Source organism: Janthinobacterium sp. SUN137 (genome assembly GCF_030587265.1).
Taxonomy (GTDB): domain Bacteria; phylum Pseudomonadota; class Gammaproteobacteria; order Burkholderiales; family Burkholderiaceae_D; genus Janthinobacterium; species Janthinobacterium kumbetense.
Window position 1 is genome coordinate 989239 of sequence record NZ_JAPWHZ010000002.1, and the last position, 22325, is coordinate 1011563.

Below are 22325 nucleotides of genomic sequence, written 5' to 3' on the forward strand. Positions count from 1 at the left end.
TATACCGAGAGGGAAGGCGATAAAAAAAGCACCTGGAACGGTGCTTTTTCGCTGGCGGCTGTTTAGCCAATCACTTGCCGGCTCCGAGGGTTGCCAGCGGCTGCGGGGCATACAGCGCATTCTGGAAGGCCGGCACGTATTCATAGCTCATCATCTTCCCCAATTTCAATGATTTCATATACGTGGAAAAACTGCCGTCGCCCAGTTTCAGGTCGACCGATTCCGCGCGCATGCTCGATGCATGGCTCAGCAGGCGGGAAACGGCATAGCCATACGTCAGCTTGCCGGCGCCATCCTTGTTGGTGAAGCTGTTGCTCACCACCTCGGCCTCGTGCGACAGGTCGCCCAGCTTTTTACCTTCGAAAACAAAATCCAGCTTGCCCGTTGCGCTGTCCGTGACGGCAAAGGAAACGCTTGCATCAGTTTCCTGTATGTCGATACCGGTCAGCCACTTGGGCAAGTTGTAGCCGACCACGCCCCGCACCCTGGCCAGTTCCGTATTGACGGGAAGCTTGAGCACATAGCCCCAGAAATCATGGGACAGCGATTGGCCCAGCAAGGTCAAGGGGCCAAAACTGGTGGCGCCGGGCTTGTTGGTGACAATCGCCAATGAAATTTCATTGTAGCTGTCGTTGTCGCAGTATTCGTAGGCGTAAGCCGTCAACGCCACGGCTCCACGGCCTGGCCACACTTGCAGCGGCTGGACTGCCTTCAATATGTCTTCCGGCATCAATTCCTTCAAGCGGGCAAGATCGGCCGTAAATACCGCCGTGATCTTGCGGTTCTTATAATAGAAATTCGGCGAATACGAGGCAAAGCCGATGTCGACCTTTTCTTTCTGCATGCCCTTGAACCAGCTCAGGTCAAGGTCCGGCGCTTCCGACGCGATGACCGATAAGGGCGGATTCGAGCGGAAGCGCTCGTACAGGCCGCCAGCCGCCACGGGGACGGCATGGCCGGCGATATCGATGATGACGGGCGTGTTTTCGGCAGGAGTTTCGGCCCGCGCCGGGTTTGCGGCTAGACTCAGCATCAACGTCGATACTGAGGCGGCGACTGCCGCGGCATTTTTCATGTTCATGGCTTGCACCTTCAATGTTGGATGTGGAAAAATTCAGTTCAAATCCCGCTATTCATCCTGCGGCGATACTGGCGGTTCCTGATGGCGGTTTCCCATTGCTGCATCAGCAGCGCCAGGGCGGGCGCAACCTGGGGCCTGGTATGCTTGCCCTGGCTCAGGCGCCGCAGCTGGTACTTGACCATCGCCATGTAGGCGATGGACGACAGCACCTTGTTTTTCCACGTGATGGCCCTGAGCAGGGGGCTCGCCGACGGATCGGCGCGCCATGCCTTGGGCAATTGCGGATCGATCGCCAGCGCCGTTCCCATGCCGGCCATGGCGATGCCGCTGTCGAGCACTTGCTCCACCACCTGGTAGCGGCGTATGCCGCCCGTCACCATGAGGGGCATGCTGGCCACCGTGGCGATCTCCTTGGCGAACTCCAGGAAATAGGCTTCGCGGGCCAGCGTGCGGCCATCGCGGGTCTGGCCATGCATGGCAGGCGCTTCATAACTGCCGCCGGACAACTCAATCAAGTCCACGCCCAGGGTGTTGAGCATGGAAACGACTTCCTTCGCATCTTCCGAACTGAAGCCGCCTTTCTGGAAATCCGCCGAGTTGAGCTTCACCGCGACGGCGAAGCCCTTGCCGACGGCTTGCCGCACCCCGTTGACGACGTCGACCAGCAAGCGCGCCCGGTTTTCCAGCGATCCGCCCCAGCGGTCCGTGCGTTGATTGGTCAGCGGGGAGAGGAATTGGCTGATCAGGTAACCGTGCGCGGCATGGATTTGCACGCCCGTAAAGCCAAACCGCTCGGCCAGCCGGGCGCTGTTGACAAAGCGCTGCTTCACGTCGGCAATATCGGCCTCCGTCATCTCGCGTGGCGCCGAAAATTGCCTGGAAAAGTTGCCCATATCCATAGGCACAGGAGACGGCGCGATGGTTTCCTGCCCCAGGGCGGCGGGCATCTGGCGCCCTGGATGGTTGATCTGCATCCAGATCTGCGCCCCGCGTGACCGTGCGGTGCGGGACCATTGCTCGAAGCGGGCGCCAAATTGCTCGGACTCAAGCACCACCCCTCCGGGTCCCGTCATGGCGCGGCGGTCGATCATCACGTTTCCGGTGATCATCAGGCCAACGCCGCCGTCCGCCCACGACTGGTACAGGCGGATCAGTTCCTTTGACGGCGCGTGGTCCTTGTCGGCCATGTTTTCTTCCATGGCGGCTTTGGCAAGGCGGTTCGGAATGACTGTCCCATTGGGCAATGTCAGTGCGGTAAAGGGTTTCATGCTGATCTCCAAGGTTGCGATAGCCTCACGATAAGCTTTAAGCTAACTTGAAGGTCAAGCCCTGAAATGAAAAAAAATCGCACTGTCGCGTTCGGGACACTGGTTGGAAGAAGGGTCGCTCCCCTCGAACCACAAAAATCCCGTGGCAGCCGATCTGCCGCTTGACATTCAAGTTGGCTTTAAGCTTATAGTTGATCACGCTGTGTTCGGCGGACATGGCCCAGACTACTCAACTATTCGGAGGACGATCCCATGTCTGTTTTCAAGAAACTGCTCCTGGCTGTCATGCCCTTGCTGTTCCTGCAGATGGTTGCTGCTGAACCGGTGTCCCCCATGCGCGATCCGGCCATGGAAAAAGTGCTGATAGTCATGACCAATCATTCCCGATATCCGAGCAGAAACGACCATACGGGGCTGTGGCTCACGGAATTGACGCATGTGTATGATGTGCTGCAGGAAGCCGGGTATGGCATCGACTTCGTCAGTCCCAGCGGCGGTGTGGTGCCGCTGGATGAACGCAGCCAGGGATGGCTGTACATGGATGAGGCAGCAAAAAGTCACCTGAGTGATCCTGCTTTCATGGCATTGCTGCAATCGACAAAAGCTGCGGCCGACATCGATCCCGCTGCCTATGGGGCTGTTTTCTACACGGGCGGCCATGGAACGATGTGGGATTTCAAGGGCAACAAGGACCTCAAGCGCATTGCCGAGGCCATCTACCGCAACGGCGGCGTCGTTTCCTCCGTGTGCCATGGCGCCGCTGGCTTGCTGGATCTGGAGGACGAGAAGGGCGAGCCACTGATAAAAGGGCGCAGCGTGACAGGATTTTCCAACTTGGAAGAATCGCTTGCCGGCATTAAGGACCAGGTTCCCTACCTTTTGCAAAGCGAGGTCGAGAGCAAAGGGGCGCTGTATGCCAAAGGATTTTTCCCGTTTGGCAGCTTCGTGCTGACGGACGGCCGCCTCGTCACCGGCCAGAACCCTGGTTCCAGCAAGGAAGTGGCGCAAGCTCTGCTCAAGGCTTTAGAGAATAACAAACTACAACTTCAGCGGGAAAAATAATGAAAATTGGCGAATTGGCCAAGCGCAGCGGCTTGGCGGCGTCCACGATCCGGTTCTACGAATCCAAGGGCTTGTTGAAAGCCGTGAGCCGCCAGTCGAACGGCTACCGCGACTATCCGCTGGAAGCCGTGGCGGTACTGTCCATCATCAGCGACGCGCAGCAGGCGGGCTTTTCTCTCGACGAAATCAAGCAAGTCTTGCCAGAGGACAGTTCATCATGGAAGCATGATGAATTGATGGCCGCGCTCAAGAAGAAGATCGCCGATATCGAATCGCTGGAAGTACGCCTGGCGCAAAACAAGGCCCATCTTTTGTCGTTGATTCAATTGATCGATGCAAAACCGGAGGATGTGGACTGCAAGGACAATGCTGCCAGGGTCATGGAAAGCATGGGCATCGTCGGTAAGAATTAGCAAGCAGGCCGGTTTCGCGGGAATTGCCCGCGTTTGCCGATGGGCAGTTGCGAGCGCTGCGTATTCGCAGACAGATCAGGGGGAGGGTGCCGCTTGCCCAGTTCAAGGACTGGAGCAAGTATGAAGTGGATAGAGCGGCGTCTACGCCAGCAGTTATTAGTCGGTGCTGATTGGCCAAAGTCCTGTTGTAACCTGTTATCCTAAGTAATTACTTCATACAGCAAATCATACGAATGGAGAGTGCAACGTGACTGTGCGAAAAGATCAAATTGATCGTCTGTTAGAGCATCCATCAGAAAGCCTAAATGTCGAAGTGAAAACTTGGATCGATCCGCGTGCTCCTGAGGGCATCGCAAAGATAGTTAAAGGGGTTTTCGCGATTAGGAATCGTAACGGGGGGTTTTTGGTTATTGGCTTAGATAATGATACGCTTCGGCCAGACAACTACCCATACGAAGTACCGGCAGCGCAACTATTTCATCTCGATAAAATCCAAGAACTAGTATCAAGGTATGCAAATGAACCTTTTGAGATTTTGGTTGAGCTGAGAGCTTTTTTCAATCAGATACATCCAATTATCGTTATTCCAGAGGGCGTCAAGGTCCCATCGTCGGTGAAAAGCGACCTTAAAGGGGGCGAAGGAAAATATCTTCTAGCAGTTGGTGATATCTATTTCCGCACACTAAATGCTAATGGCGTACCCAGCAGTGCAAAAATGTCGCCTCGAGATTTATCCTCCATCCTAGATATCTGTTTCGACAACCGCGAAGCAGACATTGGAAGATTCTTCCGAAGACAGTTGGCATCAGCAGATGCTTCTAACCTTGCTAATTTTCTGATGGGACGGAATTTTAACGAAGATAACCTTAAAAATCGAGCGTTGTCCGTAATCAGAAAAGGCGATGAATCATTTGAGAAAGTTCTCAGCAAAGCTCCATTAAGCGAAGAAGATAGCATCGCATTAACGTTTCTAACCATGAGTGTTGGACTTGTCTTACATCCCAAAAAAGCAGATAGCTTACCGACTCAAGAATTCATGAATACCGTCGCCTCGGCCAATCCGCAATACACAGGTTGGCCAGTTTGGATGGATACTCGAGGTTTCCAGAGGACTAGCGACCGCCCGATGGTAGTTGATGGGGCTTGGCAAACATTCATTAACGACATAAATGATTGGTCTGCGAATTTTGAATTTATGCGAATTGACCCAGTTGGTGAATTATTTTTGCGAAGAGTAATGCAAGATGATTTAATGCCAAGCAGAATAACGCCAGGTACAGCGCTAGATGTATTGCTTATGGTTTATCGAGTGGCGGAGGTATTGGCAGTGGGGATTAGCATAGCTAGAGCGACTGGATGGGATCAAAGTGAAAAGGCAGGATTTGCTTTTAAATGGTCGGGGTTGGAAGGACGTAGCCTTCACGCTTGGGCTAATCCAAATCAATTCTTCTTTGGTGCTTCTGGAGTCTCGAATACTTTGCATGCCAATTCGTTCGTGGAAATCCCTCTTGATACCCCACATTCTGCATTGGCTCCCCACGTCGCTGCCGCAGTTGCGCCACTATTTGCATCGTTTAACGGTTTTCAGGTTGGCCTTGAAGCAGTTGAAGATTGCGTACGGCGGATGGTCGAGCGTCGGATATCCTGAAGCCAAGTCTGCACATTTAGGCCGATAGTAAGGCGTCTCGAAAAGACCAGCGGCACAAGCGGGCGGAACGGCAAAATCTTTGAGGGGGCTGAGGTAGGCGGTGGACGTTGAGATGCTGTCGAGTATGCCGACAGCATTCTTGGCAATCAAAATATCGACATTTCGACAGCAAGTTGATCTTTTTGAGACCAAACTGTCGGCGTATTACTAAGTACCAAAAGTACCTCCCACTCCTCACCATCAATTTTACATAATATAAATTATGCGAAGTTATGGATGGATTTGAGAAAACCTCCATTTTGCCAGTTCCCCAATTGCAAATGCGATTTTCCCCCTCTGCGCGCCGCTGTCGCTGATGCTGCGCCGCCGCGCTTGAACGAGCTGCATGAAATACACGGCTTGTCCCCGTCCATGTGCGGTTTGCTCACGCCCAGATTCTCGTGCAGGTGCAAATCTGGCATTGCGATGATGTTGGCGATCAGGTCTGGCACGCTCCTGCGCGAGACCACGGTGCCGTTGAATGGCGCGTGCGTCGTCCGTTCGTCGCCGACTTCGTCTTCGTTCGTCATCCAGGCTGGGCGCACGATCATGTATGCGAAGCCCGGTGCTTCGATGGCGTCGGCGGAGCGGCGGAATGGTTTCAGGTGTTGTGCCAGCCTGGCGTTGGTCCATTCGCCGAATGTGCCGGGAACTTCACCGTAGATGCCCATCGACAGGATGAAAACCTGTCGTTCGACACCGGAGGCCCACATGGGGGCAATGATGCTGTTGGCCTGGTCTTCCATGTCGTCGCCCAGCAGATTGGCGTGAACCAGGACATGGAATCCGGTGAGGCGTGCCGGCCCGGCGCCTTGTCTCGTGGTAAATTGCAGTCCGTGAGAAGTATCTCCAATACCTACAATATCAATGAAATCAGGCGTTTGCCGACTATTTTGCATGAGAAGTCTCAAGATCCGCATGACCCAGCAGCCTGCACGCACGGCGTTGCTTTTACCGCCTTGCCAGCGTTTCCTGTCCCTTGCCGGCGCGCTGGCCATCGCGGCCGCCTTGTGCGGCTGTGCCAGCAAGCCTGGGCCCTGGCCTGCGCGCGCCCTGCCGGCGTCGGCTGCCGTGACGGTCGATGCCACGCAATTCCTGTCCAGAAAACAACTGGTGGACTGGCAAGTCGACCTGGACGAACGCCGCCTGCGCGCCACGGGTTCGCCCCGGCATGAAGCGTATATCGACGTCCTGCATGAACGCCTGGCGCGCGCCGGTGTCAAACAACTGCGCTTCGAGCCTGTCAGCTTCCGGCAATGGTCGGTGCAGCCGGAAGACTGGGGCCTGGAAGTGGTCCACGACGACAGGTCTGGCGTGCTGCCCACGGCTGGCTACATTCCGTATTCGGGCGTGACGCCGCCGTCCGGCATTACGGGGCGCATCGCCTATCTGGCGCCGGGGGCCAGTCCCGATGCCAGCCTGGCCGGCAAGCTGGTGCTCGTCGACATGCCCGCCGTGGCGTGGACGGGCAAGGTTTTCCAGCAATCTGCCCTTCACATTCACGATCCTGACCACGCCATGGGGCCGGACACGCCGTATGCGCGCCAGTTCCAGATGCTGGGGCCGTTCATCACCTTGCTGGACAGCCTGCAGGCAGCCGGTGCGGCGGGCGTGATCGTCATTCTCGATACGCCGCCCATGTCGATGAACGGCTTGTATGCGCCTTACGACGGCAAAGTGCGCCAACTGCCCGGCATGTTTATCGACCGTGACCGGGGTCGGCGCCTGCGCGAGAGCGTGCTGGCGGGCACGGCGCCTGTCTTGCGGCTGACCATGGCTGCCACCGTGCGCCAGGTGCAGACGCGCAACCTGGTTGGCATCATCCCCGGCAAGTCCGCGGAATTGATGGTGCTGGGCAGTCACACGGATGGCACGAACGCGCTGGAAGACAATGGACCGAACGCCATCGTCGACATGGCCCAGTACCTGACGCGCCTGCCGCAGGACAGCTTGCCGCGAAGCGTCATGCTGCTGTTGACGAGCGGCCATTTCGCGGGCGGCGTGGGCATGAAGCAGTTTATGGATCGCCACCAGGACGATGGCTTGATGCAAGGTATCGCCACAATGCTCACCATCGGGAACCTGGGCGCGCTGGAAGTGCTGCCTGACAGCAATGGTTACATGCGCCTCACGGGCAGGTTCGAGCCGGCCGCCGTGTTTTCACCGCGCACGCCAGCCCTGATGGACGCCTCCTACGCCATGCTGAAGCAGGCCGATGCGGCGCCCGCGTTCGTGCTGCCAGCCTCCAGTCCTGCGGGCGATGGCAATCCGAAGAATGCCGCCTGGCCTGGCGCAGGCCAGTATTTATGGGAGGCGCAGCGCATTCCCACGGTGCATTACATCACGCAACCGACCTATTTGCTCTACTATGGCATCGACAGCGTGACCCGGCTGGATTACCGGCTGATGCAGCGCCAGACCGTGGCCTTGACGCAAATGCTGCTGGACCTGTCGCGCGTGCCGTATGCCGATTTGCGCAAGGAAACGGTGCCATAGACCTTGCCTGGCGTCCACCTCCCTTCCCCGCCCTGCTTCCGGCGCCATTCCGGACACCATACCAGCGCACTGGAAAACAGGCACTGGTATGGCCCGCATTGCCCATCTCCTGGGGCAATGCCGCAACTGGTATTGTGATCTTGCGCAAAGAATAAAACCAGTTGACTACCACCTGCAATGCTTGCACTCTGAAAAATCGGACGGTGTCCAGCCGCCCGGCCATGCTAAAAAATACACAAGGAGATGCAAGTGAACCGGACAGTCATGAATACCCTCATCCTTACCCTCTTCGGCGGCACCCTGGCGGCCTGCGGCGGCGGCAGCGGCGACGGATCCAGCGGGGGCGCGAGCCAGCTGCTGGCCGGCGCGCCCGCAGCAGTGGCCTGCTACACGCCGTGGAATAGCGGGACTGCCTACAACGGCGGCGGCCAGGCCAGTTACAACAACGTCAATTACACGGCCAACTGGTGGACGCAAGGCAATAACCCATCGACCAGCAGCGGCGGCGCCGGCAGCGGCCAGCCCTGGACGGCGGTGGGAGACTGCGGCACGCCGACTCCTACCCCAACGCCGACACCCACGCCTACCCCAACACCTACGCCGACTCCCACCCCAACACCAACACCAACGCCGACACCGACGCCGACGCCTACCCCGACTCCGACTCCAACACCGACGCCCACCGGCCTGGCCAAGCACGCGCTGATCGGCTACTGGCACAACTTCACCAACCCCAGCGGCGCCACGTATCCAATCAGCCAGGTCAGCGATGACTGGGACGTGATCGTCGTCTCGTTCGGCGACAACGCAGGCGGCGGCAATGTCAGCCTGACCATCGATCCGGGTGCGGGCACGGAAGCGCAATTCATCGCTGACGTGGCGGCCAAGCGGGCCAAGGGCAAGAAAGTCATCCTGTCGCTGGGCGGGCAAAACGGTTCCGTTTCCGTCGGCAACACGGCCGAAGCGACGAATTTCACCAACAGCCTGTACGCCATCATCACGAAATATGGTTTCGATGGCATCGACCTGGACCTGGAAAACGGCGTTGCGCAAGGCGCGGCCATCCAGACCTATCTGCCGATCGCCGTGAAAAACCTGAAAACCAAGGTCGGCAGCAGCTTTTACCTGTCGATGGCGCCTGAGTGGGTGTATGTGGAAGGGGGATATACGAGCTATGGCAGCATCTGGGGCGCCTACATTCCCATCATCAACGCCTTGCGCAGCGAGCTGACGGTGCTGCACCCGCAGTACTACAACAATGGCGACATCTACACGCCGTACGCGACGGGCGCCATCAAGGCGGGTTCGGCCGACCAGCTGGTGGCCACGGCGCGCATGCTGATCGAGGGATTCAATTATGGCGGCAATACCTTCGCCGGCCTGCGTCCGGACCAGGTGGGCTTCGGCGTGCCGTCGGGCCGCAGCTCGGCCGGTTCGGGCTTTACGACGAATGCCGACGTCAGCAATGCCTTGAATTGCCTGACGCGCCTGCTCAATTGCGGCACCATCAAGCCGCTGCAGGCGTATCCGGACTTCCGCGGCGTGATGACGTGGTCGATCAACTGGGACCGCCACGACAACTATAATTTCTCCGTGCCGACGAAGAATGTGCTGAAAACCCTGCCGTAACGGCCCAGGCCCGACTGCGCATGCGAGCTTGGCCGCTCACATGCGCAGCAGCGCCGCGCCCAGCAAGCGCATGTGCAGCGCCACGCCCTGGCGCAACGCCTCCCCTCCTCCTTGCGCATGCTTGATGCCATCCATGGTGGCCACCAGCAAACCGGCCACCTGCGCGGCGGTCGCGTCCACCCGGCGCAGCGCAATATCGCCCGCCGCTTCGGCCTGTTCCAGCGCGCCGGCCAGCGACGCCACCAGTGTTGCCCGCGCCGTCAAGGTGATGTCGGCGGCCAGGGTCATATTGGCGTCGAACAATTCCTGCCCATGGGCGCTGGCGGAAATTTCCGCCATCAAGCCTTGCTGGAATGCCAGCAGCGCCGTTTCGATGCGCGTGAAGACGGGGCCGGGTTCGGCCAGCGCCGCTGCCACTTGCGCCATGACGGTAGCATGGGCCCGTTCGGACCCGGCGCGGAACACGTCTTCCTTGTTCTTGAAGTGCAGGTACAGCGCGGCGCGCGACATATCGGCCGCCTGCGCAATGTCGAGCATGGATGTCTTGCGGTAGCCATAGCGGCAAAACACGGCCAGGGCCGCGTCGAGTATGCGCTGGGTCTTGAGGGTCTGGGGTAACATGCTGGCATATTGACATTTTATATATATAGTGTCAACATGGTTTTTGGACAAATTACGTCAAAGTGTCAATCCCCACAGCGAAGGATGGAATCATGCAAGAACAGCACCCTGGCTCCGAGGCGGCCATGCAGGACCAATTGCGCGACATCGAACGCGGCCGCCTGCGCGCGCTGGTCGACGGCGACGTGGCGCTGGCGCGCACCCTGCACGCCGACGATTTTCAGCTGGTCACGCCCATCGGCAGCCTGCTGTCGCGGGAGGAATACCTGGGCGCCATCGCGGCGGGCCACATGCGCTATCTGAGCTGGGAACCGGGCGAGATCGCCGTGCGCGTGCATGGCGATGCGGCCGTCTTGCGCTACCAGGCCCAGCTTGAAATCCATTTCGCCGGCCAGGCCGTGCCCCGCGCGCGCTACTGGCATATCGATAGCTATGAGCGGCGCGCTGGGCGCTGGCAAGCCGTGTGGTCGCAGGCGACGGCGATACGCTGACGGCCATGGCGGCTGCGGGAGGTGCGCGCAGCAGGGGCAATTGATATTTCTCAAACCATAGCCTCAATCTATGGGTTCGGTTGAAATATTTTACTTCCTTTTGTAAATGAGAATCGTTACTATCTAAATCAAGGATAAGCGAATTCAACAGAAAGGAGCATCCCTTGTTCACAGCCATCAAAACATTCAGCCAGGTCTGCACGCACATGTCGATCGCCTTCGGCCTCGCCTACTTGCTGACGGGGTCCCTGGCGCTCGGTGGCTTGGCCGCGATCATCGAACCGATCATCAACGTTGCCCTGTTGCCGTGGCATGAAAAAGCCTGGCACGCGATCCGCCGCCGCTACGCCGCCAGCGGCCTGGGCTTTGCCGCCCTGGCCGGCGAAAAGCTCAGCCAGACCACCCTGCACATGGGCGTGGCCTTCGGCGTCATGTACTGGGCCACGGGGTCCATGGCCTTCGGCGGCTTGCTGGCCGTGGTCGAGCCGATCTGCAACGTGATCGTCCTGCCCTTCCACGACCGGCTGTGGGAAAAAGCCCGCTTTCGCCTGGAAAGCCGCGGCGCGGCCCGCCTCGCCGCCCTGTAATCGTCCTTCTTAATTCCCTGCCCACACGGATGGGCGACGCTGCCGCCACGGCGCCGCCCGCTCCAGCTGCCCAGCCAGGCGCAGCAGCACGCCATCCTTGGCGTAGCCGGCCATGAACTGCATGCCGATCGGCACGCCCTCATTTGACATGCCCAGCGGCACGGACATGGCCGGCAAGCCCGCCACGTTCGCCAGCGGCGTGTACGGCGAATGCTCGAACAGGCGCGCCGTCCAGCCAACACCGTCGAGCTGTTCCTCCTTTTCGCCATAGCGGCCCAGTTGCCACGGCATATCCGGCAAGGTGGGCGTCAGCAGCACGTCGTACTGGCCGAACAAGGCGCCCGCGTGGCGCGTGACCGTGTTGCGCACGTCGAGGGCCGCCACGAAATCGACCGCCGAGACCGTTTTGCCATGGCGGTAACAGGCCAGGGTCGCCGCTTCCAGGGTCTCCAGCGACACGCCGCGCCCGCTCTCCTGCGCCAGACCATCGATCCACGGCACCAGGTTGGCGCACCAGATGCCGGCATTCGCGTGCACGAACGCTTCCCACGACACGCCCAGCGCGGGCGCCACTTCTTCCACGTGGTGGCCCAGGCTTTCCAGCAGGCGCACGGTGGCGTCCAGCGCGGCTTCGATGGCGGGCACGGGCCGGGCGCCATTGCTGGCGGCGCGCTGCACGCCGATGCGCAGCTTGCCCGGCGCCACGCCTACCTGCGACAGCCAGCTGTGGCCGGGTGGATTCGTCACATACGGTTCGCCTGCCATCACGCCCTGCACGGCATCGAGCAAGGCGGCGCTGTCGCGCACGGTGCGGCTCACGCCCAGCTGCACGCCCAGGCCGCTGAAGATCTCGTCCATGGCGGGGCCGTTCGAGACCCGGCCACGGCTTGGTTTCAGGCCGAACAGGCCCGTCGAGGCGGCCGGTACGCGGATGGAACCGGCCGCATCCGTCGCATGGGCCAGCGGCACGATGCCGGCCGCCACGGCCGCCGCCGCGCCGCCGCTGGAGCCGCCCGCGCTCAAGGACAGGTTCCAGGGATTGCGCGTGGCGCCGTAGAGCACGGGTTCCGTGGTGGTGGCAAACGCCATTTCCGGCGTGCTCGTGCGGCCGAACGTCGCCAGGCCGGCTGCGCGGAACTGCGTCATCAGGTGGGAGTCAAATGCGGCGACATGGCCGGCGCCCAGGCGGCTGCCCGCTTCGCTGCGGCGGCCCGCCATCGTGACGGCCACGTCCTTGATCAGGAAGGGCACGCCGGCGAACGGCGCAGTGCTGAGTGTGCTGTCGATGGCAGTCAAATCCGCCGGCCACAGCTCGACCACGGCATTGATCAGCGGGTTGACGGCGGCGCAGGCGCGCGCGGCCGCGTCGTGCAATTCGGCAGCCGAGACGTCGCCGTCGCGCAGCAGCTGGGCCAGTCCAAGACCATCAAAGCTTGTATATTCATGGAGTTGCATCAGTTTATTCCTGTAATGGATGAAGAGTGGATATCACAGGAACTACTCTAGGGCTTGCGCTATCATAGTGGAAATGAATAGTTGATATACAAGGTATAGCCATGAACAATTTGCACAAGCTGGACTTGAACCTGCTGCTGACCCTGAACGCCCTGTTGATTGAACGCAACGTCACGCGGGCGGCGGCGCGGCTGCACCTGAGCCAGCCGTCCGTCAGTGTGCAGCTGGGCAAGCTGCGCGCCGCCTTCGACGATCCGCTGCTGTTGCCCGGCCCGCGCGGCATGCTGCCCACGGCGCGCGCGCTGGCCCTGTTCGCGCCGCTGCAAGCCGTGCTGGCCCAGCTGGAGCAAGTCTTGCAGCCGGAACAGGCGTTCGACCCGGCCACGGCCGAGGTGCGCTGGAATCTGGCGGCGGCCGACGCCACCGAGTATGCGATTCTGCTGCCCATGCTGCCGTCCCTGCGCGCGCAGGCGCCCCTGTCGCGCATGGCCGTCTTCGAAGCCGTGCCGGCGCGCATGGCGCACGCGCTGGAAAACGGCCAGGTCGACCTGGGCTTCCTGGCGCAGGAAGAAGCGCCGCCCGGCTTGCGCCACCGCACCCTGTTCACCGAACACTATGTGCTGGCGGGCCGCCGCGACCACCCGCTGCTGCAGGCGCCGCCCGACCTCGAGCGGTTTTGCACGCTGGAATTCATCGTCGTCTCGCCCAACGGCGGCGGTTTCCGCAGCAACGTCGATACGGCACTGGAAACGCTGGGCCGGACGCGCAAGGTGGTGCTGTCCGTGCCGCATTTCCTCATCGTTCCTCCCCTGCTGGCCGCGTCCGACATGGTGGCCCTGCTGCCGTCGCGCCTGCTGAAAAACGCCTTGGGCGCCCTGCGCACGTGGGAGCCGCCCGTCACCCTGCCCGATTACGAGATGGCGATGGTGTGGCACGAGCGCATGCACCTGGACCCGGCGCACCGCTGGCTGCGCGAACGCATCATGGCGTGGAACGAAAAGTCCGCTTGAGCCATTGACAAAGAGGGCCAGGCCGTATACTGTCTCGGTTTATTACTAACTAAGTTAGCTATTAATCAGAATGAAGACTGCTGCACTGCCTCGCTGGCCCATTTTACTGGTCATGATCGTTTCCGAGATCATGGACCTTGCCGCATCCACCATCGTCAACGTCGGCGGACCTGCCCTGATCGAGTCGCTGGGCGCCAGTTCCGCCCAGATGCAATGGGTCATCGGCGGCTATGCGCTGGCACTGGGCGCCGGCCTGGTGCTCGGCGGCAGGCTGGGCGACCGCTACGGGCGGCGCGCCATGTTTCTATACGGCTTGGCGGCCTTTACCATCGCCTCGCTGTTGTGCGCCGTGGCGCCGACCGTCGCATTGTTGATCGTCTTTCGCCTGCTGCAAGGGCTGGCCGGCGCGATGCTGTTGCCGCAAGGCTTGGGCTTGCTGCGTGAAAACTACCAGGGAGCTGCCCTGGCCAAGGTGTTTGGCATCTTCGGCCCCATCCTGGGTCTGGCGGGCATACTCGGTCCCGTGCTGGGCGGGATGCTGCTCGAAGCGAACGTGTTCGGCCTGGGCTGGAGAGCCATGTTCCTGATCAATATTCCGATCGGCATTGCCTGCTTCCTGGTGGCGCGGCGTTACCTGCCCCACCGTCCGGGAGACCGCTCCGTCCACATCGACGTCCCCGGCGCCAGCCTGCTGGTGCTGTCGTCCGTGTTCCTCGTCTTGCCGCTGGGCGAGGCGGGAGCGTGGCCGGCGTGGGGATGGCCGATGCTGGCGATGGCCGTGCTGGGTTTCGGCCTGTTCGGCCTGCGCCAGTCCGCGATGGTGCGCGCCGGGCAGACGCCGCTCATCATGACGTCGATCTTCCAGCGCTCCGCCTACACGGCCGGGCTGGCAGGCATTGCCCTGTTCTTTTGTTCGCTCGTCGGCATGCAGCTGGTGCTGACGCTTTTCTTGCAAATTGGACATGGATTGACGGCGGGAGAAGCAAGTATTGCCAATCTGCCATTCGCTGTGGGCACGGCGTGCGGCGCCACCCTGAGCGGCGCCGTCCTGGCGGCCCGTTTCGGGCGCAAGGTGCTGCAACTGGGAGCCGGTGTCCAGCTTGCCGGCGTGGCGCTGCTGCAATTTGAACTGGGCAATACGGCGGTATTTTCTGCATGGCATGTCGTGCCCGGCATGCTGGTCTGCGGCATCGGGGCCGGCCTCGTGATCGCAGCCTTGTTCAGCATCATTCTGGCGTCGCTGGACAACAAGCAGATCGGCTCCGGTTCCGGCGTGTTGTCTGCCGTGCAATCGATCGCCGCATCGATCGGCGTGGCCCTGTTCAGCGGCGCATTTTTTGCCGCGCATCCCTCCCTGACGCCGGACCGGGCGCTCAGCGCCGCATTGACGATCCAGACCGGCATACTCATCGCCTTCATGGGCGTGACGTTCTTCTTTCCCACTGCTGCAAAATCTGAACTTGAGGTAAATCATGCATGACCAGCCAACACACAATCAAGCATTCGCAGCCGACGATCCCCGCGGCATGCACATCGCCGGCGATGTCATCGGCCGCCAGTTGCAGGATATCGCGATCCTGACCCGTGAAACGGCGTTGCACCTGAGCAACGCGATGGGCATCAACCAGACCGATTTGGCCCTGATGGAGCAGTTGATCACGCACGGTCCTTTGTCTCCGAATGAGCTGGCCGCGCGCCTTGCCGTCACCACCGCAGGCGTGACGCTCGTCATCGACCGCCTGGAACGGGCCGGCCACGTGACGCGCGTGCGCCAGCAAGACGACAAGCGCCGCGTGCTCGTCCATCCCGTGCCAGCCTCGGTGACGCAAACCTACACGCATATCGCGCCGATGCTCAACGGACTGGACGCGGTGCTGAGCGGCTTGTCCGCCGGCGAACGGACGACGATAGAACACTTTCTCCAGCAAGTGATTACGGTTTACCAGACCACTTTGCCAACCACAGCAGAAAAGAAAATCAAATGACGATCAAACGAAAAATCCTGATCACGGGGGCCAGCGTTGCCGGCCCGACCCTGGCTTACTGGCTGTCGCGCCTGGGCATGGACGTCACCGTTGTCGAGCGGGCGCCCGAGTTTCGCGATGGCGGACAAACGATCGACGTGCGCGGCGCAGGCAAGCTGGTGGCGCAGCGCATGGGGCTCGAGAGCGCCATCCGCGCCAAGACCACGCATGAGGATGGACTCCGGTTTGTCGACGCGCAAGACCGCACGCAGGCGGAATTCGGCATCGGGGCCTTTGGCGGCAACGGCCCCGTGGCCGAGCTGGAAATCCTGCGGGGGGAACTGGCCAAGCTGCTGATCGAGCATGGCCGCGACGCGGTTGACTACCGCTTTGGCGACAGCATCGCCGCGCTGGAAGAATTGCCGCATGGCGTCAAGGTGCGCTTCGAACAGGGCGGCGAAGCAGTGTTCGATCTCGTCATCGGCGCCGAAGGCGTCGGTTCGCATACGCGCAAACTCGTGTTCGGGGATGAAGTCCAACGCCGCTCGTTCAAGCTCTACACGGCCTATTTCACCATCCCGCGCGCGCCGGGCGACGAGCGCCAGATGCGCTGGTTCAACGCCCCTGGCGGCTTGAGCGTGTGCCTGCGTCCCGATAACCTGGGCACCACGCGTGCCCTGCTGTCGTTCCAGGAAGCGCCCAGCGCCTATGAAGAACTGCAGATTGCCGAGCAAAAAGCCCTGCTGAAGCAGAAGTTCGGCGCCCTGAAGTGGGAGACGCCGCGCATCCTGGCGGCCCTGGATGGCGCCACCGACCTGTATTTCGACCAGATTTCCCAGGTCAAAATGCCGCGCTGGTCAAAGGGACGGATTGCCCTCGTCGGCGACGCCGCCTATTGCGCCTCGCCCATCAGCGGCATGGGCACGAGCCTGGGCATGTGCGGCGCCTACGTGCTGGCGGGGGAACTGGGACGCCATGACGATCACGCGCAAGCGTTTGCCGCATATGAAGCGATCATGCGCCCGTATGTTGACCAGGCGCAAAGCGTGCCCACCTTCGCGCCGCGCCTGGCCTCGCCGCACTCGCGCGCCGGGATCGCCATCGGCCATGCGATGTTGCGCATGTCAAACGTGCCAATTATCAAGACGATACTGGCCAGGTTCCTGACGCCCAAGGCGGATGCCATCGCGCTGCCCGAGTATGCGAACATGGCCTGAGGCAGGCGGGCGGCGGGCGTTGGCATACACGAATTGTTGCCGCGATGCACTAGGCAAAATTACCTAGTCGACCGAAAGAAACTCCCAATTTTCGCCTTGGGAAGGAATGCGTAAGCTTGGCCCGAATAATAAAGGGTCACCATGAACGTCATTTCCATCCTGCATCGCGGCTCGCGCCGCCCTCCTGCTTCCTCCCCCTCGCTGTTTGGCCGGCTTGCCGTCATGCTCCTGGGCATGCTGGCCTTCTGCGCCAGCGCCTGGGCCGCACCTGCGCCCACGGCCTCGGCCGAGCTGATCAAGCGCGGCGAGTATGTCGCCCGCCTGGGCGACTGCGTGGCCTGCCACACGAGCCCGAACGGCGCCGCCATGGCCGGCGGCCTGGAACTGAAAACGCCGTTCGGCACCATCTACAGCACGAATATCACGCCGGATGCGAAGACGGGCCTGGGCACGTACACCTTCGCGCAATTCGACCGCGCCATGCGCAAGGGCGTGGCGGCGGACGGGCACAACCTGTATCCGGCCATGCCCTACCCTTCCTACGCGAAGATCACGCCCGACGACATGCAGGCCCTGTACGCGTATTTGCAGCGGGGCGTGGCGCCCGTGGCGCAGCAAAACCGCGAAACGGACATGAAATGGCCGTTCAGCATGCGCTGGGGCTTGTCGCTGTGGAACGCCGTCTTCCTCGACGATGCGCCATTCAAGCCCGACAGCGCCAAGTCGGCCATGTGGAACCGGGGCAGCTATCTGGCCCAGGGGCTCGGTCATTGCGGCTCGTGCCACACGCCGCGCGGCGTGGCTTTCCAGGAAAAAACCATGGGCCAGGATGGCGGCAGCGGCAAGCATTATCTGTCCGGCTTCACCTTCGACGGCTGGCATGCCGTCAATTTGCGCAATCTGTGGACGCCGGCCGACATCGTGCAATTGCTGAAAACGGGCCGCAACAGCTTCGGCACGGCGGCCGGCAGCATGACGGAAGTCATCACGCACAGCACGCAATACTTCACGGACGGCGACCTCGATGCGCTGGCGCATTACCTGCACGGCTTGCCGGCCAAGCCGGGCGCGCCAGCACCGCAGGCAAAACCGGCGCCTGCTGTCGCGGCCGGCAACGACGCGCTGTACAACACGCGCGGCGGTCTCGGCTACCTGCAGTTTTGCGCCACCTGCCACCGCCGCGACGGCCGCGGCGTGGAAAACATCTTCCCGCCGCTGGCGCAGAACGATTCGGTGCAGTCGAAGGATGCCACCTCCGTCATCCATATCGCATTGACCGGCTGGCAGTCGGCCGTCACGCAGCAGTCGCCCCGTTCCTTCGGCATGCCCGCGTATGACCGCCTGTCGGATACGGAACTGGCGGAAATCCTCACCTTTGTGCGCGGCAAGTGGGGGAATCAAGGCGCGCCCGTCACGCCCGGCCACATCGCCAAGGTGCGCAAGGAGCTCAAGCTCAAGGCGCCGGATGCGGGCGGCTTCGTCACGCCCCGCTTTGCCGCCCTGACGGCCGATCCGAACGCCAATCAATTAATCCACGGCATGCAGCTGATGACGGAAACCCGCGCCCGCCTGCCGCAAAACGTGGGCAACGACCTCAATTGCAGCAGTTGCCACCTGAATGGCGGCACCGTGGCCAACGGTTCGCCCTTCCTCGGCATTTCCGCCTTCTTCCCGGCGGAAGCGCCGCGCGCCGGCAAGATCATCAGCCTGGGCGAGCGCATCAATGGCTGCTTCCGCCGCTCCATGCATGGCAAGCCCCTGCCCGTGGATGGCCCCGACCTGCAGGCGATGGTCGCCTACATCGACTGGATGAAGGGCGCCACGCAGGCAAACGACAAGGTGCCGGGACGGGGCGTGGCGAAGATCGACCGCAACCTGCTGCCTGACCCCGTGCATGGCAAAAAAGTGTACGCCGAGCAATGCGCCGTCTGCCATGGCGCGAATGGCGAAGGCATCCGGGGCGCCAACGGCGTGGTGGCCTTCCCCCCGCTGTGGGGCGAGCGCTCGTTCAATATCGGCGCCGGCATGGCCCGCACCTACACGGCGGCCGGCTTCGTCAAGGCGAACATGGTGATGGGCCACGGCCAGAAATTCCCGTTGGGGCAAGGCAACCTGTCCGATCAGGACGCCGTCGACGTGGCCGAATATTTTACGCACATGCCGCGCCCGGACTTCCCCGACAAGGTCAAGGATTGGCCGAAGGGCGGCAAGCCCAAGGATGCGCGCTACTGACGCCCCATCGCGTTCGTAATCTGCTACGCTCATGCCACGACCACGCCAAGGAGTCTTGCATGAGCAGCAATATCCACCACGCGGCAGCCGGCGGTTATGCCACGGCGGCCGCCAGCTACGTCAAAGGTAGGCCCGATTATCCCCCCGCAGTGTCGGCCTGGCTGCAGGATAGCCTGGGCCTGGGGCCGGGCGCCACCGTGCTGGACCTGGGCGCCGGGACGGGCAAGTTCACGCCGCGCCTGCTGGACACGGGCGCCACGGTGATTGCCGTGGAACCCGTGCCTGCCATGCTGGCAAGACTGGCGGCGGCCTTGCCGCAAGTCCAGGCGCTGGCGGGCACGGCAACGGCCATTCCCCTGCCCGACGGCTCGGTCAACGCCGTGGTCTGCGCGCAAGCGTTTCACTGGTTCGCCACCCCGGAGGCGCTCGATGAAATCTGGCGCGTGCTCAAGCCGGGCGGCAGGCTGGGCCTGGTGTGGAATCTGCGCGACGCCAGCGTGCCCTGGGTGGCAAGACTGGACGCCATCGTCAACCAGGCGGAAGGCGATACGCCCCGCTACTACACGGGCGCCTGGCGCCGGGCCTTCCCCCATGCGGGTTTTTCACCTTTGCAGGAAACACAATTTTCCCAGGAACACACGGGATCGCCCGAAGACGTGCTGTTCAACCGCGTACGCTCCACCAGTTTTATCGCCGCCTTGCCGCCGCAGGCGCGCCAGCGCATCGATGACGAGATTGGCCAGCTGGTCGCGTCGGAGCCGGCCTTGCGCGGGCGGGACAGCATCAGCGTGCCCTACCGGACGGCCGCCTTCGTGGCACAAAAACAGGCCGTATAGATGTCTAGTGAACAAGACACAGAACCGCGGCAGGCCGCCCGCCAGGCGGCGGCCCCATCCGACACCTGGCTGGGCAAGCTGGGCCCCGGCCTGATCACGGGCGCGGCCGACGACGACCCCAGCGGCATCGCCACGTATTCGCAGGCGGGCGCGCAGTTCGGCTTCGGCATGCTGTGGACCGTCTGCCTGACCTTCCCCCTGATGCTGGGCATCCAGGTGATCAGCGCCAAGATCGGCCGGGTCAGCGGGCATGGGCTGGCGACGAATATCCGCCGCCATTATCCAAAATCCTTGCTGTACGCCATCGTCGGCTTGCTGCTGCTGGCCAATGTCATCAATATCGCCGCCGACGTGGCCGCCATGGGCGATGCCTTGACCCTGATCATCGGCGGTCCCACCCACCTGTATGCCATGGGCTTCGGGCTGCTGTCCCTGCTGCTGCAAGTGTTTATTCCCTACCAACAATATGTGCGCATCCTGAAATGGCTGACCCTGGGCTTGCTGGCCTATGTGGCCACCGTGCTGACCGTGCACATTCCGTGGGGCGAAGTGGCGCTGCGCACCGTCTGGCCCCAGTTCGCCTGGTCGGCCGCCTCGGTGACCATGATCGTGGCCGTGTTCGGCACGACGATCAGCCCGTACTTGTTCTTTTGGCAGGCGTCGCAGGAAGTGGAAGACTTGCAGGCTGATGCCGGCGCGCAAGCCCTGCGCCGGGCGCCGGAACAGGCGCCGCGGCAATTCCAGCGCATCAAGATGGACACGGCCATCGGCATGGGCTTTTCCAACCTGGTGGCCTTCTTCATCATGCTGACGACGGCCGTGACCCTGGGCGCGCAAGGCATCACGCATATCGATACGTCGGCGCAAGCGGCCTCCGCCCTGCGCCCCATCGCCGGCGAGTTCGCGTTTGCCCTGTTCAGCCTGGGCATCATCGGCACGGGCTTGCTGGCCATTCCCGTGCTGGCCGGGTCGGCCGCCTACGCCATGGCCGGCGCCTTTCACTGGAAAAACAGCCTGGAACTGGCGCCCCGGGCCGCGAAGAAGTTCTACGGCATCATCGTCACGGCCACCGTGATCGGAGCGGCCCTGTGCTTCACGCCGCTCGACCCCATCAAGGCCCTGTACTGGAGCGCCGTCATCAATGGCGTCATTTCCGTGCCCATCATGGCCCTGATGATGGTGATGGCCTCGCGCCCCGCCATCATGGGCACGCTCACCATTTCAAGACGCCTGCGGGCGCTGGGCTGGCTGTCGACCATCGTCATGGCAATGGCCGTGCTGGCCATGTTTGCCACCATGGCGTTTTGAAGCCTAGGCCGTCTTCGGCTTGAGCATGCCTTCCACGATGCCCAGCACGGTCTGGCGGGGCAGCAAACGCGGCAACCAGGCCAGCAGCCGATTCGGCCGGCCCGCCACATGGCTGCTGCGGCCCCGGTCCAGCGCGCGCAGCGCTTCATCGACGACGGCTTGCGGCGCCATGCGCTTGCCCACGGCCGCTTCGGGCGCGGCCACCACGTCGAAGAAGGCCGTGTCCGTGGCGCCAGGGCACAGGGCCAGCACGCGCACGCCGCGGCTGCGGTTTTCCGCCCACAGCGCTTCCGAGAACGATAGCACGAACGCCTTGCTGGCGCCGTAAATCGCCATGTAGGGATCGGGCTGCAGGGCCGCCGTGGACGCCACGTTGATGACGGCACCCCGCCCCTGAGCCAGCATGTGGGGCAAGGCGCAGTGCGTCAATTCCATGAGGGCCGTGCAATTGACGGTGACTTCGGCCGCCTGGCGCGCCAGGTCGATGCTCTCGAACCTGCCATGCGTGGCGAAGCCCGCGTTATTGATCAGCACGTCGGGCGGCATGCCCAAGGCGCACGCCTGTGCATGGGCGTCTTGCGCGGCGCCGGGCAAGCCCAGGTCGGCCACCAGCGCGTGCGCGCGGATGCCGTGGCGTTGGGAAAGTTCCCTGGCCAGGCTGTCGAGCACTGCGCCGGAACGGGCCAGCAACAGCAAGTGCGCGCCGCGCGCGGCCAGGGTTTGCGCAAAGACGCGGCCGATTCCGGACGAAGCGCCCGTGATCAGCACGGTTTGGTTGGTGTAATTGAAAGCAGTCATGGCAGCGGTGTGGAGTAGATGAGGTTTTCACTGTAAACTGTAGACTTTAGTCCACGGTCAAGCGTAGAACGCAAAAAAGTGCGCATGGCCGCGTTGCATAGCCTTGCCGTACTACCGTACTGTCTGCGCCTATACGCCTTGCCCTGCACATTTTTCACGTTCCACAAATG

The 22325-nt window shown here is 61.9% G+C and carries 20 protein-coding genes; 14 read left to right on the top strand and 6 right to left on the bottom strand.

Features of this window, described 5'->3' with window-relative positions:
- Positions 1 to 70 precede the first annotated feature (70 nt).
- Together O3298_RS12635 and O3298_RS12640 are read right to left on the bottom strand one after the other, a co-directional pair.
- Positions 71 to 1033, bottom strand: a complete 963-nt coding sequence (locus tag O3298_RS12635; protein WP_305059529.1) for an acetoacetate decarboxylase (ADC) — start codon at positions 1031 to 1033, stop codon at positions 71 to 73.
- Between the two features lie 86 nt (positions 1034 to 1119).
- Positions 1120 to 2349: an NADH:flavin oxidoreductase/NADH oxidase family protein gene (locus O3298_RS12640; RefSeq protein WP_251348704.1), complete on the bottom strand. Its 1230-nt coding sequence runs from the start codon at positions 2347 to 2349 to the stop codon at positions 1120 to 1122.
- A gap of 252 nt (positions 2350 to 2601) precedes the next feature.
- On the opposite strand from O3298_RS12640, the gene O3298_RS12645 reads away from it, so the two are divergent.
- The 3 genes from O3298_RS12645 (at position 2602) to O3298_RS12655 (ending at position 5472) form a co-directional block, all read left to right on the top strand.
- Complete coding sequence (locus O3298_RS12645) at positions 2602 to 3411, top strand: type 1 glutamine amidotransferase domain-containing protein (RefSeq protein WP_305059530.1); 810 nt, start codon at positions 2602 to 2604, stop codon at positions 3409 to 3411.
- Positions 3411 to 3824 (top strand): MerR family transcriptional regulator, encoded by a 414-nt coding sequence (locus O3298_RS12650; RefSeq protein ID WP_289914828.1) that lies wholly within the window; start codon positions 3411 to 3413, stop codon positions 3822 to 3824. Before O3298_RS12645 ends, O3298_RS12650 begins: the two co-directional genes overlap by 1 nt.
- Before the next feature lie 247 nt (positions 3825 to 4071).
- Complete coding sequence (locus O3298_RS12655; protein WP_305059531.1) at positions 4072 to 5472, top strand: hypothetical protein; 1401 nt, start codon at positions 4072 to 4074, stop codon at positions 5470 to 5472.
- Positions 5473 to 5732: 260 nt separating this feature from the next.
- Here the strand turns inward: O3298_RS12655 and O3298_RS12660 are convergent, their stop codons facing one another.
- Complete coding sequence (locus O3298_RS12660) at positions 5733 to 6410, bottom strand: NAD(P)H-binding protein (RefSeq protein WP_305059532.1); 678 nt, start codon at positions 6408 to 6410, stop codon at positions 5733 to 5735.
- Between O3298_RS12660 and O3298_RS12665 the strand changes: the two genes are divergently transcribed.
- Both O3298_RS12665 and O3298_RS12670 read left to right on the top strand, forming a co-directional pair.
- Entirely contained in the window at positions 6409 to 8007 is a 1599-nt protein-coding gene (locus O3298_RS12665; RefSeq protein ID WP_305059533.1) for a PA domain protein, read from the top strand. The genes O3298_RS12660 and O3298_RS12665 overlap by 2 nt on opposite strands.
- Before the next feature lie 264 nt (positions 8008 to 8271).
- Entirely contained in the window at positions 8272 to 9636 is a 1365-nt protein-coding gene (locus O3298_RS12670) for a chitinase (RefSeq protein WP_305059534.1), read from the top strand.
- Positions 9637 to 9672: 36 nt separating this feature from the next.
- Here O3298_RS12670 and O3298_RS12675 read toward each other — a convergent pair whose 3' ends face one another.
- Positions 9673 to 10257: a TetR family transcriptional regulator gene (locus tag O3298_RS12675; protein ID WP_305059535.1), complete on the bottom strand. Its 585-nt coding sequence runs from the start codon at positions 10255 to 10257 to the stop codon at positions 9673 to 9675.
- A gap of 92 nt (positions 10258 to 10349) precedes the next feature.
- Between O3298_RS12675 and O3298_RS12680 the strand changes: the two genes are divergently transcribed.
- Together O3298_RS12680 and O3298_RS12685 are read left to right on the top strand one after the other, a co-directional pair.
- On the top strand, positions 10350 to 10748 hold the full coding sequence (locus O3298_RS12680) for a nuclear transport factor 2 family protein (protein ID WP_289909939.1): 399 nt from the start codon (positions 10350 to 10352) through the stop codon (positions 10746 to 10748).
- 164 nt (positions 10749 to 10912) lie between these two features.
- Positions 10913 to 11335, top strand: a complete 423-nt coding sequence (locus O3298_RS12685) for a DUF2061 domain-containing protein (protein WP_305059536.1) — start codon at positions 10913 to 10915, stop codon at positions 11333 to 11335.
- A 9-nt stretch (positions 11336 to 11344) separates the two neighbouring features.
- On the opposite strand, the gene O3298_RS12690 is transcribed toward O3298_RS12685, so the two are convergent.
- Positions 11345 to 12790 (bottom strand): amidase, encoded by a 1446-nt coding sequence (locus O3298_RS12690; RefSeq protein ID WP_305059537.1) that lies wholly within the window; start codon positions 12788 to 12790, stop codon positions 11345 to 11347.
- A gap of 101 nt (positions 12791 to 12891) precedes the next feature.
- Between O3298_RS12690 and O3298_RS12695 the strand changes: the two genes are divergently transcribed.
- From O3298_RS12695 to O3298_RS12725, 7 genes are all read left to right on the top strand, one after another.
- Entirely contained in the window at positions 12892 to 13800 is a 909-nt protein-coding gene (locus O3298_RS12695; protein ID WP_305059538.1) for a LysR family transcriptional regulator, read from the top strand.
- A 130-nt stretch (positions 13801 to 13930) separates the two neighbouring features.
- The gene (locus O3298_RS12700) at positions 13931 to 15280 is read left to right on the top strand and encodes an MFS transporter (RefSeq protein ID WP_305059539.1); all 1350 of its coding nucleotides are present in this window, start codon (positions 13931 to 13933) and stop codon (positions 15278 to 15280) included.
- A complete protein-coding gene (locus O3298_RS12705) occupies positions 15273 to 15785 on the top strand; it encodes a MarR family winged helix-turn-helix transcriptional regulator (protein WP_305059540.1) in 513 nt (170 codons plus the stop codon). The genes O3298_RS12700 and O3298_RS12705 overlap by 8 nt, the downstream gene beginning before the upstream one ends.
- Complete coding sequence (locus tag O3298_RS12710) at positions 15782 to 16981, top strand: FAD-dependent monooxygenase (protein WP_305059541.1); 1200 nt, start codon at positions 15782 to 15784, stop codon at positions 16979 to 16981. Before O3298_RS12705 ends, O3298_RS12710 begins: the two co-directional genes overlap by 4 nt.
- A 141-nt stretch (positions 16982 to 17122) precedes the next feature.
- Positions 17123 to 19213: a c-type cytochrome gene (locus tag O3298_RS12715; RefSeq protein WP_369811561.1), complete on the top strand. Its 2091-nt coding sequence runs from the start codon at positions 17123 to 17125 to the stop codon at positions 19211 to 19213.
- A gap of 59 nt (positions 19214 to 19272) precedes the next feature.
- The gene (locus O3298_RS12720) at positions 19273 to 20049 is read left to right on the top strand and encodes a class I SAM-dependent methyltransferase (protein ID WP_305059542.1); all 777 of its coding nucleotides are present in this window, start codon (positions 19273 to 19275) and stop codon (positions 20047 to 20049) included.
- Positions 20050 to 21357 carry an NRAMP family divalent metal transporter gene (locus O3298_RS12725; RefSeq protein ID WP_305059543.1) on the top strand — a complete coding sequence of 436 codons (1308 nt, stop codon included), beginning with the start codon at positions 20050 to 20052 and terminating at the stop codon, positions 21355 to 21357. It abuts the gene before it with no gap.
- Between the two features lie 3 nt (positions 21358 to 21360).
- Here the strand turns inward: O3298_RS12725 and O3298_RS12730 are convergent, their stop codons facing one another.
- Complete coding sequence (locus O3298_RS12730) at positions 21361 to 22155, bottom strand: SDR family oxidoreductase (protein ID WP_305059544.1); 795 nt, start codon at positions 22153 to 22155, stop codon at positions 21361 to 21363.
- Between the last annotated feature and the right edge of the window lie 170 nt (positions 22156 to 22325).

Excerpts from the sequence above, each read along its gene's own strand:
- O3298_RS12700 (WP_305059539.1), top strand. The coding sequence starts at position 13,931 with ATGGACCTTGCCGCATCCACCATCGTCAACGTCGGCGGACCTGCCCTG.
- O3298_RS12710 (WP_305059541.1), top strand. The coding sequence starts at position 15,782 with ATGACGATCAAACGAAAAATCCTGATCACGGGGGCCAGCGTTGCCGGC.
- O3298_RS12715 (WP_369811561.1), top strand. The coding sequence starts at position 17,123 with ATGAACGTCATTTCCATCCTGCATCGCGGCTCGCGCCGCCCTCCTGCT.
- O3298_RS12640 (WP_251348704.1), bottom strand. The coding sequence starts at position 2,349 with ATGAAACCCTTTACCGCACTGACATTGCCCAATGGGACAGTCATTCCG.
- O3298_RS12680 (WP_289909939.1), top strand. The coding sequence starts at position 10,350 with ATGCAAGAACAGCACCCTGGCTCCGAGGCGGCCATGCAGGACCAATTG.
- O3298_RS12705 (WP_305059540.1), top strand. The coding sequence starts at position 15,273 with ATGCATGACCAGCCAACACACAATCAAGCATTCGCAGCCGACGATCCC.
- O3298_RS12675 (WP_305059535.1), bottom strand. The coding sequence starts at position 10,257 with ATGTTACCCCAGACCCTCAAGACCCAGCGCATACTCGACGCGGCCCTG.
- O3298_RS12695 (WP_305059538.1), top strand. The coding sequence starts at position 12,892 with ATGAACAATTTGCACAAGCTGGACTTGAACCTGCTGCTGACCCTGAAC.
- O3298_RS12665 (WP_305059533.1), top strand. The coding sequence starts at position 6,409 with ATGAGAAGTCTCAAGATCCGCATGACCCAGCAGCCTGCACGCACGGCG.
- O3298_RS12720 (WP_305059542.1), top strand. The coding sequence starts at position 19,273 with ATGAGCAGCAATATCCACCACGCGGCAGCCGGCGGTTATGCCACGGCG.
- O3298_RS12690 (WP_305059537.1), bottom strand. The coding sequence starts at position 12,790 with ATGCAACTCCATGAATATACAAGCTTTGATGGTCTTGGACTGGCCCAG.
- O3298_RS12725 (WP_305059543.1), top strand. The coding sequence starts at position 20,050 with ATGTCTAGTGAACAAGACACAGAACCGCGGCAGGCCGCCCGCCAGGCG.
- O3298_RS12635 (WP_305059529.1), bottom strand. The coding sequence starts at position 1,033 with ATGCTGAGTCTAGCCGCAAACCCGGCGCGGGCCGAAACTCCTGCCGAA.
- O3298_RS12645 (WP_305059530.1), top strand. The coding sequence starts at position 2,602 with ATGTCTGTTTTCAAGAAACTGCTCCTGGCTGTCATGCCCTTGCTGTTC.
- O3298_RS12670 (WP_305059534.1), top strand. The coding sequence starts at position 8,272 with ATGAATACCCTCATCCTTACCCTCTTCGGCGGCACCCTGGCGGCCTGC.
- O3298_RS12650 (WP_289914828.1), top strand. The coding sequence starts at position 3,411 with ATGAAAATTGGCGAATTGGCCAAGCGCAGCGGCTTGGCGGCGTCCACG.
- O3298_RS12660 (WP_305059532.1), bottom strand. The coding sequence starts at position 6,410 with ATGCAAAATAGTCGGCAAACGCCTGATTTCATTGATATTGTAGGTATT.
- O3298_RS12730 (WP_305059544.1), bottom strand. The coding sequence starts at position 22,155 with ATGACTGCTTTCAATTACACCAACCAAACCGTGCTGATCACGGGCGCT.